General features: G+C 63.3%; 14 protein-coding genes. 4 read left to right on the forward strand and 10 right to left on the reverse strand.

Translation table 11 applies throughout. The features are described 5' to 3' along the window. Window positions 1-200: 200 nt before the first annotated feature. Both EN859_RS01925 and EN859_RS01930 read left to right on the forward strand, forming a co-directional pair. The gene (locus EN859_RS01925) at window positions 201-716 is read left to right on the forward strand and encodes a GNAT family N-acetyltransferase (protein ID WP_127852145.1); all 516 of its coding nucleotides are present in this window, start codon (window positions 201-203) and stop codon (window positions 714-716) included. Further along, window positions 713-1,744, forward strand: coding sequence for a histone deacetylase family protein (locus EN859_RS01930; RefSeq protein WP_127852146.1), 1,032 nt, complete (start codon window positions 713-715; stop codon window positions 1,742-1,744). The genes EN859_RS01925 and EN859_RS01930 overlap by 4 nt, the downstream gene beginning before the upstream one ends. Before the next feature lie 18 nt (window positions 1,745-1,762). On the opposite strand, the gene EN859_RS01935 is transcribed toward EN859_RS01930, so the two are convergent. The 3 genes from EN859_RS01935 to EN859_RS01945 form a co-directional block, all read right to left on the reverse strand. Further along, window positions 1,763-3,028: a cysteine desulfurase-like protein gene (locus EN859_RS01935; protein ID WP_127852147.1), complete on the reverse strand. Its 1,266-nt coding sequence runs from the start codon at window positions 3,026-3,028 to the stop codon at window positions 1,763-1,765. A 60-nt stretch (window positions 3,029-3,088) separates the two neighbouring features. Next, the gene (locus EN859_RS01940; RefSeq protein WP_127852148.1) at window positions 3,089-4,156 is read right to left on the reverse strand and encodes an aldo/keto reductase; all 1,068 of its coding nucleotides are present in this window, start codon (window positions 4,154-4,156) and stop codon (window positions 3,089-3,091) included. Window positions 4,157-4,280: 124 nt separating this feature from the next. Next, window positions 4,281-4,739 carry a hypothetical protein gene (locus EN859_RS01945; protein ID WP_127852303.1) on the reverse strand — a complete coding sequence of 153 codons (459 nt, stop codon included), beginning with the start codon at window positions 4,737-4,739 and terminating at the stop codon, window positions 4,281-4,283. 402 nt (window positions 4,740-5,141) lie between these two features. On the opposite strand from EN859_RS01945, the gene EN859_RS01950 reads away from it, so the two are divergent. After that, on the forward strand, window positions 5,142-5,306 hold the full coding sequence (locus EN859_RS01950) for a hypothetical protein (RefSeq protein ID WP_127852149.1): 165 nt from the start codon (window positions 5,142-5,144) through the stop codon (window positions 5,304-5,306). Between the two features lie 62 nt (window positions 5,307-5,368). Here EN859_RS01950 and EN859_RS01955 read toward each other — a convergent pair whose 3' ends face one another. Further along, on the reverse strand, window positions 5,369-5,848 hold the full coding sequence (locus tag EN859_RS01955) for a DUF1993 family protein (protein ID WP_245525439.1): 480 nt from the start codon (window positions 5,846-5,848) through the stop codon (window positions 5,369-5,371). A 123-nt stretch (window positions 5,849-5,971) separates the two neighbouring features. Between EN859_RS01955 and EN859_RS01960 the strand changes: the two genes are divergently transcribed. After that, window positions 5,972-7,018, forward strand: a complete 1,047-nt coding sequence (locus EN859_RS01960) for a DUF1176 domain-containing protein (protein WP_127852150.1) — start codon at window positions 5,972-5,974, stop codon at window positions 7,016-7,018. A gap of 6 nt (window positions 7,019-7,024) precedes the next feature. Here EN859_RS01960 and EN859_RS01965 read toward each other — a convergent pair whose 3' ends face one another. The 6 genes from EN859_RS01965 to EN859_RS01990 form a co-directional block, all read right to left on the reverse strand. Further along, on the reverse strand, window positions 7,025-7,873 hold the full coding sequence (locus EN859_RS01965) for an alpha/beta hydrolase (protein ID WP_127852304.1): 849 nt from the start codon (window positions 7,871-7,873) through the stop codon (window positions 7,025-7,027). 121 nt (window positions 7,874-7,994) lie between these two features. Beyond that, a complete protein-coding gene (locus tag EN859_RS01970) occupies window positions 7,995-9,605 on the reverse strand; it encodes a molybdopterin-binding/glycosyltransferase family 2 protein (RefSeq protein WP_127852151.1) in 1,611 nt (536 codons plus the stop codon). Next, window positions 9,602-10,306 (reverse strand): XdhC family protein, encoded by a 705-nt coding sequence (locus tag EN859_RS01975; RefSeq protein ID WP_127852152.1) that lies wholly within the window; start codon window positions 10,304-10,306, stop codon window positions 9,602-9,604. The genes EN859_RS01970 and EN859_RS01975 overlap by 4 nt, the downstream gene beginning before the upstream one ends. 65 nt (window positions 10,307-10,371) lie before the next feature. Continuing rightward, on the reverse strand, window positions 10,372-10,710 hold the full coding sequence (locus EN859_RS01980; RefSeq protein WP_127852153.1) for an XdhC family protein: 339 nt from the start codon (window positions 10,708-10,710) through the stop codon (window positions 10,372-10,374). 26 nt (window positions 10,711-10,736) lie between these two features. After that, a complete protein-coding gene (locus EN859_RS01985; protein ID WP_127852154.1) occupies window positions 10,737-11,987 on the reverse strand; it encodes a VWA domain-containing protein in 1,251 nt (416 codons plus the stop codon). 4 nt (window positions 11,988-11,991) lie between these two features. Next, window positions 11,992-12,921, reverse strand: a complete 930-nt coding sequence (locus EN859_RS01990; RefSeq protein WP_127852155.1) for a MoxR family ATPase — start codon at window positions 12,919-12,921, stop codon at window positions 11,992-11,994. Window positions 12,922-12,926 lie beyond the last annotated feature (5 nt).

Consider the following 12,926-nt stretch of genomic DNA (forward strand, 5'->3'; position numbering starts at 1 on the left):
CCTGAGATGTTTGCGATCCGTCCCGCCCCCCTCTGGCCTGCCGGCCATCTCCCCCTCAAGGGGGGAGATCGGCAGCTTCAACCCCACCGCCCATCTTGCAAGCTTGGAGATTGGCGAAAGCCGAAGCGACATCCGATCTCCCCCCTTGAGGGGGAGATGGCCGGCAGGCCAGAGGGGGGTGCCTGGGCGCCCGGCCTGTCGTGAACAAGCCATCAACAAACGTCCTTATCCGCCCCGGCACCGTCGAGGATGTCGAGACCATCTACGCCGCACTCCTACGGCTCGGCGCACATATCGGCGCACATCAGGAGATCACCTCAACAGCCGACGATCTCCGCACCTACGGCTTTGGCGAAAAACCGGCCTTCTCGACCTTGATCGCTGAAGTCGGCGGCGAATTCGCCGGGCTCTGCCTCTACTTCCCGATCTTCTCGACCTGGATGGGCCGGCCGGGCGTCTATGTGCAGGACCTCTATGTCGAGGATCGGTTTCGCGGTCGCAGGATCGGCGAACGCCTGCTGCGGCGCATCGCGCGAGAATGCCGCAAGGCTGGCGGCGCCTATCTCCGGCTGTCCGTCGACACCGACAACGAAACCGCTAAGGCCTTTTATGAAAGGCTGGGCATTGCCTGGTCGAGGTACGAGCAGGTGCAGAAGATCGTCGGCGACGCCTTTTACGCCTTCGCCGATGCGCAGGAGGATGGGGAGCCGAAATGAAAGCCTTCTATGCCCAGGAACAGAAGCGCCACGATCCGAAGGCGTTTCTCTCCAGCGGTGCTCCACAGCCCAATCCGGAAAAGCCGGAACGCGTTGAACGATTGTTAGCCGGCGCGAGGGCCGCTGGCTGCACCATCGAGCGGCCGAAGGATCATGGGCTCGGTCCGGTGGCAGCCGTGCACACACCAGAATATCTCGATTTCCTCGAATACATCTTCGCGCGCTGGCAGCGCATCGAGGGCGCCTCGGCGGAAGTGATCCCCAACATCCACCCGATCGCACGGAACGGCGCCTATCCGGCCTCGGCGGTCGGCCAGGCCGGATACCACATGGCCGATACGGCTTGCCCGATCTCGGGTGAGACATGGCAGAGCGCGCTGTGGAGCGCCTGGAGCGCCGTCGAGGCCACTGAGGCGGTAGTGGCGGGCGCGCCTGCAGCCTATGCACTCTGCCGGCCGCCCGGCCATCATGCCTTCGCTGACGTCGCCGGCGGCTTCTGCTTCATCAACAATTCGGCGGTCGCCGCACAGGCGTTGCGCAAAGCCGCGGCGCGGGTGGCGATCCTCGACGTCGACCTGCACCACGGCAACGGCACGCAAGGCATTTTCTACGCGCGGCCCGACGTGCTCACCGTCTCGCTGCATGCCGATCCGGTGCGCTTCTATCCGTTCTTCTGGGGTTATGCCGACGAACGCGGCGAAGACGCCGGCCTCGGCTACAATCTCAACCTGCCGCTGCCGCGCAAGTCCGGCGATGCTGATTTTCTCGAGGCGCTGGCGACGGCGTTCCAGCGCATCCGCGCTTTCTCGCCCGATGCGCTTGTCGTGGCGCTGGGGCTCGACGCCTTCGAGGGCGATCCGTTCGGCGGGCTGTCGGTGACGACATCAGGCTTCTCGCGCATCGGCGAGGCCATCGCCAGGCTCGGCCTGCCGACAGTCATCGTCCAGGAAGGCGGCTATCTCTGCGACGAGCTCGGCGACAATCTTACCGCGTTTCTCACCGGCTTCGGCGGCACCCACAAACGGTGATTCGCGCGTGGGACTGCGTCAGGACCGCTCCTGTCGCAGCATGGCGATGACGCGATGCACGCTCTCCAGCGTCTCGTCGATCTCGGCTGCAGTGTTGTAATGAGCAATGCCGATGCGCACGACGCCATGCTCGGCCGGAATGCCGAGCTGGTGGACGATCTCCCAGGCGTAGTTGTGGCCGGACCACAGGAAGATGTTTTCCGCATTCATCTGGCGGACGATCGTTTCCGGCACGATGCCGTCGACGGTGAAGGAAACCGTCGGCACGCGCTGGCTAATCCGTGCAGGATCGGTGATGCCGTGGATGGTCAAGCCCGCGATATCCGACAGCCCGTCGATCAGCCTCTGCGCCAGCGGATTCTCGTAGGCGATCGAAGCGCTGAAAGCAGCCGCTATTTTGTCCCGCCGCGAACCACCCTCGCCCGCTACCGCGCCCAATTCCTCGAAATGGCCAACGGCAGCCGACAGGCCGGCCAGCAGCTCGATCTGCGGCGTGCCGAGCTCGAACCGTTCGGGCAGGCCGTTGGACGAGCAGCGGCATTTATACGGCTTCAGCGCATCGATGACATCAAGCCTGCCCCACAATATGCCCATATGCGGCCCGAAGAACTTGTAGGCCGAGCAGATCAGGAAATCGCAGCCGAGATCCCTGACGTTGATCAGTCCATGCGGCGCGAACTGCACGGCGTCGACATAGACCAGGGCGCCGGCCTGTCTGGCGATGCGGGTCAATGCCTTCACCCGGTTGATCGAACCGGTGAGGTTGCTGGCGTAGTTCAGCGCCAAGAGCCGCGTCCTGTCGGTGAGCAACGCGCTGAGCGCCGCCTCCTCGACCTGCCAACTCTGCTCATCGAAAGCCAGCCAGCGCACGACCAAGCCAAGGTCCTCGGCCAGTTGGAGCCAGGGCGAGACGTTGCCCTCATGGTCCATGCGGGTGAGGATGACCTCGTCGCCGGGCTTCATCGTGCGGCCGAGGGTTCGCGACATGTGATAGGTCAGCGTCGTCATGTTGGCGCCGATGATGATTTCCTGCGGGCTTGCCGCGCCGAGGAAATCGGCCATCGCGGCATGAGCGTCGTCGACGACCTGTTGCGCCGCAACCGTGGTCTCGAAGAAGCCGCCAAGATTGGCATTGGTGGTCAGCAGGCAGCGCGACACCGCATCTGCGACCGCCTGCGGCACCTGCGTGCCGGCGGGATTGTCCAGATAGATGCGGCGGCGGCCCTTGTCGGTCAGAGACAGCGCCGGAAATTTTTCACGCACGGCCCCGATCGGAAAATTCATTGCTGCTCCCTCCCCCTTGTAATTATTTAGATTTCCGCTCTCCAGCGCCGGCAGGCCCGCTCACGGACACGGATTGCCGACGCGCTGGTGGATCGCATCGACCGCCTTCTGCATGTCCTCGGTCCAGGTCACGTCGACGGAAGACAGCGCCATCTCGAGTTGCGAGATGGTCGTGGCGCCGATGATGTTCGAGGTGACGAAGGGCCGGCTCGCGACATAGGCATTGGCAAACAGCGCCGGCTCCAGGCCGAAAGAGCGCGCCAGCTCGTTGTACTCGAGCTGCACCTCGGCGGCATTCGGCGTCTCGTAGCGCTGGCCGCGGTTGAAGAGCTGCGAGCGCGAGCCCTGCGGGCGCGCACCATGGTCGTATTTGCCGGTCAGGTAGCCTTGGCCCAACGGCGAATAGGCGAGCATAGCGACCTGCTCGCGGTCGCAGACCTCGGCGAGGTTCACCTCGAAGGTGCGGTTGACGAAATTATAGGCGTTTTGCAGCGAAGCAACGCGCGGTCCCACGCCCTTGTCGGATTCGGCGACGAAGCGCATGACGCCCCAGGAATTCTCGTTCGACAGGCCGAAACAGCGGATCTTGCCGGCCTTCACCAGTTCGTCGAAGACGGCGAGCGTCTCGGCGATCGGCGTCTCGCCGGCCGGTGCACCAACGGAATCGGAACGCGGCGGCACCGCGCCGATGCGGTTCGGGTTGGCGCCCCACGGCACATCGCGTTCCGGCCAATGGATCTGATAGAGGTCCACATAATCGGTGTTCAGCCTGGTCAGCGATTTGTCGATGGCATCGAATATGTCGGCACGCACCAGCCTCGACGGGCGGTTGCCACGAAACCACATATTGGCGGTGCGGCCAACCACTTTCGAGGCGAGGATCACCTGGTCGCGGTTGCGCTTCGCCTTCATCCAGCTGCCGATGATTGTCTCGGTGCGCCCTTGCGTCTCCGCCTTGGGCGGGATCGGGTAGAGCTCGGCGGTGTCGATGAAATTGACGCCGCGCGAAAAGGCCAGATCCATCTGCGAGTGGCCATCAGCCTCGGTGTTCTGCTGGCCCCAGGTCATCGATCCCAGGCAGATCTGGGAAACAAGAAGATCGGTCCGACCGAGACGGCGTTTGTGCATGGAATTTTTCTCCGGCGGGGAAAGCTTTTGCGCGACAGCGCGGGGAGGAAAACCCAGCATAATCGAAAGCCTGGATATTCTCCAAGCCTGGGCCCCCTCGAGGATTATTTGATTTCCTAGGAGATTAGCGCCTTGCGCCGGCCAGAGCGAGCCGCTTGGCCTCGTCGATCAGCATGTTGGCCACCTGCATGCGGATCATGGCACGCTGGCGCAGATGCGGGGCGACACGGTCGGGATGGTTGGCGAAGGCGAAACTGCGGCGCATGCGGCCGAAATCGGCGACTTGCTTCGGCTGGTCGAGGCCAAGTTCGACGGCAATCGATTCGGGATCGATCGGCGGCAGCTTTTCCTCCGGCTTGAGCTCTTCGCCGGCGAGCGCCAGCTTTGCCTGGTCGAGCAGAGCAACGAACTCGCTCGCCAGATCGGCGCCCGCTTCGCGATATTCTGCGGCAAACGTTTCCCCCGAAAGCTTGATGCGGCCGGAATGAAGCTCGTCGGCCACCGACAGATAGTCGAACGGTATCGACGACCGGGCGCCAGCCTCCTCGCCCTTGTCGGGGGCGACGAAGAGATCATCGAGCAACGAAGCGAAATCCCTCTTGCCCCTGGTGCCGATGTCAGCCTCCCCTGTCGTAAGCGCGTGTATCCAGGCGCTCAGCATAGAGCCGGCTCGTTAAAAATGAATGCGGCCGATCCTGACCAATTTAGACGCTCGCCAGGCTGACGGTCCAGGGTGCTCGGACTGACATACGAAAAGCCGGACTGCACCTTCATGCAGTCCGGAAATCCGCCAGGAGTGGCGAGGAAAAGCCGGCCATGTGCCAGCGTCGAAGCCTACGGTTCGCGCCCAGAAAAAGTTTCACGAGAAAGTCGATTGTGGTCGAAAAAGGCTGCGTGGCATAGCTGCCATGCAAATGCTGCACTGCACAATTTTAATAATTTGGCTATATTGACGCTTGTGGAGGTCCAATAAGGGGCATGAATCATGGGGTTCTTCACTGAAATGTTTGCTCGTCCGCGTCCGCAGGAACATGTGCGTTATCGCGCAGCGCTGGCGCTGCTTCACTCGATGAGCAGTGCCGACCGCGCCGATATCGGCATCAAGCCGGCCGATTTCCCGCGCATTGCTCGCGAAATGTCGCTGCGCTGATTTAGCCACATCTCAACATGAGGTTCCTGGCGGCTTTCAACGTCCAAGGAAAGTTGCCTTGCTCAGCGGCACGCCATTGTGGCGCAGGATGTCGTAGGCGCCGTGGTCACATGGAAATAGAAATTGGGCATGGCGGCGTGCAGCAGATACTGCAGGCCCCGCAGCGAAACCTCGCGTCCCGCGAGCCTGAGTTCGATCATCCGTTCCTCCGAGCCATCCAGGTCGGCTGCCGAGAACGTCGCCAGATGATCGACGGTCTTGGCGATGCGCGCCTGCAGATCGGCGAAGCTCACCTCGTTGTCTTCGTATCTCGGCACCTCGCGGCCGGCCAGCCGCGAAGGCGCGCCCTTGGCATGATCGGTGGCGATCTGCACCTGCCTGGTTAGCGCGAACATGTCGGGCGCCAGCCTCGAGGTCAAAAACACCTGCGGGTCGATTTTGCGGTCCAGCGCGTTCTGCTCGGCTATCGACAGGACGTTGGACAGCGCCTTTAGCCTAGCCGTAAACACCGGCACGGATGCCTCGTACATCGATATGGTCACGTAAATCTCCTATCCAGTTGGAACGCTGAAGGCTGGACGTAGCGCCTCCCCAAGCGATTCTTCAAGCGTCACCACGTCGCCGCAATCGGCATGGTAGGGTTCCCCATCGAGTGGAGGTTCCCGATGAGAAGCGCCCTTTTCGCAGCGACTGCTTTCTCCCTTGCCGTAACCGGCCAATCGGCGTTGTCCGCCGAAGCGCCCTATGTCGACGACAGGTCGGACGCAGCCGCGGTCATCCGCTCGTTCTACAGCGCCATCAACCGGCACGAATTCGCGCGCGCCTGGGATTATTTCGGCGATACCAAGCCGGCAAAGGATTTCGGCAGCTTCGTCAAGGGCTATGACGGCACCGACGAGGTCGAAGTCAAAACCGGCGGCGTCTCGGATGAAGGTGCGGCCGGCAGCATCTATTTCAATGTCCCGGTCGCCATCCGTGCGACAGCCAAGGACGGCAGCGAAGCGGTCTTCGCCGGCTGCTACACGCTGCGCCAGGTCAACGCCCAGATCCAGGAACCGCCGTTCCGGCCGATCTTCATCGACAAGGGGGCGCTGAAGCCGGCAAAGGCCGGTTTCGAGGATGCGGTACCAGAAAGCTGCGGCGACGGTCCGCGGCCGCCCAAGAAAGATGAGGCGCTGGAGCAGGCCAAGAAGGCCTTCGCTGCGACCTATGGCGACCAGTGCGACAAGAAAACGCCGGACGGCAAGGCGGTGGGCGAGCCGGACGCCTACTCTATCCACTACAAGGAGGCGGATTCGGCGAGTGACGAGCCGGAGCGCGAGACGCGTCTGTTCCGCTTCTTCTGCTCGATGGGTGCCTACAATGAGGGTGCCGTCTACTACATCCATGACGCCATAACGGGGGTTCGGCAGTTGCAGTTCGCTTCGCCGGAACTCGACATCCGCTACGAAAACAACAACAGCGAAGGCAAGGTCCAGGCGGTCAACATCATCGGCTTCCAGACCGACGACCAGTTGGTCAATTCCGAATATGACGATGCCACCAAGACGATCTCGTTCTTCAACAAGTGGCGCGGCATCGGCGATGCATCGTCGACCGGTACCTACCTGTTCCGCAACGGCAATTTCTCCCTGGTGCAATATGACGTCGACGCGTCCTATGACGACGAGAGCAATCCGCAGACCGTGCTCGACTACAACACCGCGCCTTGACGAGCTTCAAGGTTTCGACAGCATCCAGTTGAGCGTGCCGCGCCAGTCGGCCATGCGGATCGGCGTGCCGTGGGTGCCGGTCTCGAAACGGACGAAGCGGGTCGGGTAAGCTTTCGCCTTGGCAAGGATCGAGCGGAAGAAGGCTTCCTGCTTCTCGACCGGAAACACCGGATCCTTGCTGCCCTGGCCGAAGAAAACCGGCACATGGCGCTTGAACGCCGGGCTCGAGAAAAAACTCTCGTCCCACAGCGAACCGAGCAGCAGCAGCCCGTCGATGCGGCCGCCCGTGTCCTTGCGGGCGGCAAGCTTCCAGCACAGCGCACCGCCCATCGAGCCACAGGCGACGAATATCTTCGCGCCGGGCGAACGTTCGGCGTAATGATCGATCAGCGCTGCGACCTCGGCCGCGCCCTTGTCGCCGAAATCGGAAAAATCCGGCGACAGATAGAGGCCGCCATTACCAGCCATCAGGTTCTTGATGCGATTGAAATTGCCGCCGAAGGTGAAGTCGTCGGCGCCCTGCTTGCGGCTGCCGCCCTGCCCGTGCAGGTAGAGCACGATGATTTCAGCGCCCTCTGTCCTGCCGACGGCGATGTGTCTGATGTCGCCGGCATCGGTCTTCAGCAGCAGATCCTGCTGCACCTTGCGCACGCTCGTATCGGTATATTGCGCGTGCACACGACGCTCGGGCACTTCGTCGCGAGCGTTGATGTCGCGCAGTTCGCGATAGTCGATGATCGTATAAGCGCCGTTGCCTGAGGACGAGAGCGTGGCCGGATAGGCGAAGAGGTCGTCCTTGAAGGGCTTTAATTCGAGAGCGTCTGCGTGAGCGGTATAAGAAAACAAGAAAAATATCGAGATCAGAAGGGCGCAGGGCCCCCTCTGGCCTGGCAGGCCAAAGGGGGGTGAAGACGCGGAGGAGAGTGAAAGGAAACGGAAAGCCATGCCCAGGCATGCGTTTTTCGGCTTTGGTTTGTCAATCCTGCAGCACGCCGCCGGCACCTTCCAGCGCCTCGCGGGTGTCGACATCGACGGCTGCCCCCTCGCCGATCTCGACATCGATCACATCGAGCCCTTCGGCCTCGACCAGATGGCGCGCGCCGGTATCGCCTTCGAGATGTGCGATCGCTGGAAACAGCGAACGCGGCAACAGCACCGGGTTGCCGCGGCGGCCATCATGCGAGGCGCGTACGACCGACCGGCCGCCGGACTTGCGGAACGCGTCGATAAGCCTGTCGAGATCGGCCGACGAGACACCCGGCATGTCGCCGAGAACGATCATGGCGCCGGCGGCGTCGTTCGCGACCCGGGCGATGCCGGCCTTCAGCGACGATGACAGGCCGTCGGCAAAATCGGAATTGTCGGCGAAGGTTATATCCAGGCCGGACAATGCCGAGCGCACACGCTCGCGTTGGTGGCCGGTGACGACGACGGTGCGCGAGGCTTTCGAGCCGAGCGCGCGTTCGGCGGTGCGGCGCACCAGCGGATTGCCGTCGAACAGCGCCAGAAGCTTGTTCGGCCCACCCATGCGGCTGGAGCGTCCGGCGGCCAGAAGCACGACGTCGACCTTCAGCTCGGCTCTGGTCGGCAGCGGCTCGCGCGGCTGCGGCCGCGTCGGGATTTCCATCAACAGCCCGCCGACACCCATGCCGGCGATGTCCCTGGCGGTCACGTCGAGCCCGGCGATCAGGCGGTCGAGAATCCAATCGAAGCCATTCTCCTTGGGGCTGCGGGCGCAGCCCGGCGCGCCGATGACGCGCTTGCCAGCAAGCGTGCCGAGCACCAGAAGATTGCCGGGATCGACCGGCATGCCGGCGCGGATAACCGTGCCGCCGGCTTTCTCGATCGCAGCCGGAACGACATCACCGAAATCACTCATCGCCGAGGCGCCGAAGATCACCACCATGTCGTTGTCGCGCGCCAGCGAGACCGCTGCCTCGGCAACGGGGGTCACTTCATGCGGCGTGCGGCGCTCCGCCGTCAGCCGGCCGCCCGAGCGCGCAAGGCGCGCCTCGGTGACGCGCAGCGTCTTGTCGAGCATGCTTGGCTTGAGGCCGGGCAGAACCGTCTGGATCACACCGACGCGCACCGGCTGATAGGGATTGACGGCAAAGATCTCGCCGCCGGCGCAGATCCTTGCCACCGCATCGACCAGAGCGGAGGCAACGGCGAAGGGAATGATCTTGACCGTCGCGACCATCTGACCTTTTTCGACCGGCGCGTGCTGCGCCAGCGTGGCGATGGTGATGGTCGGATCGACGGCGTTGATGGCGTCGATCACCGCCGCATCGACGGTGAATATGCCGGCCGCGGCGGCATGGAGGTTAACCCTGCCGGTCGCCGCCGGCTTGGTCTCGACATTCCGGTGGATCATGCTTTTGGCAATTTTTTCGGCGGCGGCGTCCTCGCTGAGATCATCTGGAGCCAAAACCGCCGCGACGACCTCCTTAACCCCGGCCGCCTTCAACACCGACACATCGTCGGAGCTCAGCCTGTGCGCCTTGCGGAAGCGGCGTTCTCCGGCCGTGGTGGCGTGTGCCAGTACCGCGCCTTCAGCCATCTCGACTGGAATCGGCCCAAACTTCACGCCGCCGCTTCCTTCGCTTCCAGGCCGCGCGAACGAAACGCCTCGATCGCCTGCGCCAGCACCGCAACCGCAATCTCGGCCGGGCTCGCCGCACCGATGTCGAGGCCGATCGGCGCATGGATACGGGCGATCTGGTCGGCGGTTGCGCCTAGTGCCAGCAGGCGCTCGACGCGCTTTGCATGGGTCTTGCGGCTGCCGAGCGCCCCGACATAGAAGCAGTTGGTATCGAGCGCCGCCTTCAGCGCGAAATCGTCGATCTTCGGATCATGGGTGATGGCGGCCAGCGCGGTATAGCTGTCGAGCGGCTGGCGCTTCAGGACGTCCTCAGGCCATTCGGCATGCAGCACGACATCGGGAAAGCGATCTGATGTGGCAAAGGCCGTGCGCGGGTCGATGATTTCCACGGGATAGCCGGCGATCTTGGCCATCGGCGCCAATGCCTGGCTGATATGGACGGCTCCGATAACAATCAGCCGCGGCTGCGGCAGGTACGCGTTGAGGAAGAAGGTTCGCCCCTCCGCCTCTACTGACCCGGAATTGCCGGTGCGGAATGCCCTTGCGACCGCAGCTCCCAATTCGCCGGCGACCTGGTCGCCCTCGCGCACGATGCGGTCGCGGCCGTCGCCAAGGTCGGTGACAAGGATCGCGGCGCGGCGGGCGCGGCGTTCGGCGTTGAGGGTTTTTAAAGCGTACGGATCCATCCGAATATCTCTTCTTTGAGCATGATCTTATCCGAAAACCGGCATCCACATTTCGGGATCATGCTCTAACCCAACCTTTCGACATAGACCTTGATGCGGCCGCCGCAGGACAGGCCGACCTGCCAGGCGGTCTCGTCGGCGACGCCGAATTCCAGCATCTTCGCCTGGCCGCTGTCGATGACGTCGATCGCCTCGGCGACCACCGCGCCCTCGACGCAGCCGCCCGAGACGGAGCCATGGAAATTGCCTTCGGCGTCGATGACCAGATGGCTGCCGGCAGGCCTCGGCGCCGAGCCCCAGGTCTCGACAACGGTGGCAACGGCGACGTCCTTGCCATCCTTCATCCAGGCTTCGGCGATAATCAGCGGATCGCGGGCTTCATCCAGGTATATGCTGTGTTCCATGATCCTTCTCCTCGGCAGACATGTGGTTATGCGGCGCGCTTCGTGCCAGCCTCGATCCACCGGCGCGGATCGACTGACCGCGCCGACTTCTTGTCCAGCGACGCGCAGAGATCGGCGAGCGCATCGAGATTGTGCACCGAACGGAACTCGTCGACATGCGGCAGCATCGCCTTGACGCCTCGAGCACGAGCCTCGAAACCATCAAAGCGCAGCAGAGGATTGAGCCAGATCAGCCGCCGGCAGGATTTGTGCAGGCGCTCCATTTCCTCCGACAGGCCGGCGACATCGTCGCGCTCCAGCCCGTCGGTGATCAGAAGCACCACGGCGCCCTGCCCCAGCACGCGCCGCGACCACAGCCGGTTGAATTCGGCCAGCGTGTCGCCGATGCGGGTGCCGCCAGACCAGTCCTTGACTGCCGCCGAGCAGTCGGCAAGGGCCGCATCGGGGTCGCGATGGCGCATCTGCCGCGTCAGATTGGTGAGCCTGGTGCCGAAGACGAAGGCATGCACGCGCCGGCGCTGTTCCGTTAGGGCATGCAGGAAATGCAGGAAGATGCGCGTGTACTGGCTCATCGACCCGGAAATGTCGGCAAGCACCACCAGCGGCGGATGAACCTCGCGGGCTGAGCGGAATTTTGGCAGGATCAACTCGCCGCCGGTGCGCGCGGCAGAGCGCATCATGGCGCGCGGATCGATGCGGCGGCCCTGCGCATCGGATTTGAAACGCCGTGTCCTAACCATGTCGAAGGGAAGCCGCAGCTGAGCGATCGCCTTCTTGGCGTCAGCGATCTCGGCGGCATTCATCTGGGCAAAATCCTTGCCCCTCAGCACCTCGTTGCCGGAGAAGGTGAAGCGGGCGTCGACCTCGATCTCGGGGATTTCCTGAACTGGCTGGTTCTTCCGGTGGCCCTCGAACATCGCCTGGCTGACGCGGCTTTCCGCGGCGCGCGGCTTCTGCTTCTCGCGGTTGTCGGGCGCCACCGGCGAAAACATCGCCAGCATCTTTTCGATCAGCTCGTGCGATTTCCAGAACAGTCGGAAGGCCTCGTCGTAGGTGGCGTGATCCTCATGCCGCGACACCAGCACGGCGTGCAGCGTCCAGTAGAAATCGTCGCGGGAACCGATGCCGGCGGCGAGCACCGCCTCGATCGCATCCTTGACCGAGGCCGGCCCGACCCGCATGCCGGCCTTGCGCAAGGTGCGGGCGAAATAGACGATGTTGTCGGCAATCCGCCCGTCCGCCGTCGCCTCTTTTGGTTCGACAGGCGGCGCTTGCATAACCCTACTCCGCCGCCGAAAGCTCGGCTTTCACCTCGTTGAGGATGCGCCGGCCTTCGCCCTGCTCGATGCGGGCAATGTCGTCCTGGTATTTCAACAGCACGCCGATCGTGTCGGAAACCGTTTCCGGGTCCAGCGCCACTTTGTCGAGTTCGGTCAACGCTCCGGCCCAATCGATGGTCTCGGCGACACCCGGAACCTTGAACAGCTCGATCTGGCGCAGCTTCTGGATGAACGAGACAACCTCGGCCGACAGCCGGCTGTTGGCCTGCGGCACCTTTCTGTGCACGATTTCCAATTCGCGCTCGGCGTTCGGATAGTCGACCCAGTGATAGAGGCAGCGCCGCTTCAGCGCATCGTGGATCTCGCGGGTGCGGTTGGTGGTGATGATGACGATCGGCGACTCTTCCGCCTTGATCGTACCGAGCTCGGGCACCGTCACCTGGAAGTCGGAGAGGATTTCCAGCAGGAACGCCTCGAAGGCCTCGTCAGTGCGATCGAGCTCATCGATCAGGAAAACCGGGGCAGCCCCGCCCTTGCCGGTCAGCGCGTCGAGCACCGGGCGGCGGATCAGGTATTTCTCGGAAAAGACGTTGCGCTCCATGGCCGAGCGGTCGACCTTGCCGGCCGCTTCTTCCATGCGGATCTCGATCATCTGCGCAGCGTAATTCCACTCGTAGACAGCGGAGGAAACATCGAGGCCTTCGTAGCATTGCAGGCGGATCAGCCGGCGGCCGAGCGCCTCCGCCAGCACCTTGGCGATCTCGGTCTTTCCGACGCCGGCCTCGCCCTCGAGAAAGAGCGGCCGCTTCATGCGCAGCGACAGAAACAACACGGTCGCCAGCGACCGGTCCGCCACATAGTCCGCACCGGTCAGGAGATCGAGCGTCTCGTCGATCGTCCGCGGCGCGGGGCGCGGTTTTAACTCGGTCATTCTTT

Source organism: Mesorhizobium sp. M00.F.Ca.ET.216.01.1.1 (assembly GCF_004010325.2).
GTDB lineage: Bacteria > Pseudomonadota > Alphaproteobacteria > Rhizobiales > Rhizobiaceae > Mesorhizobium.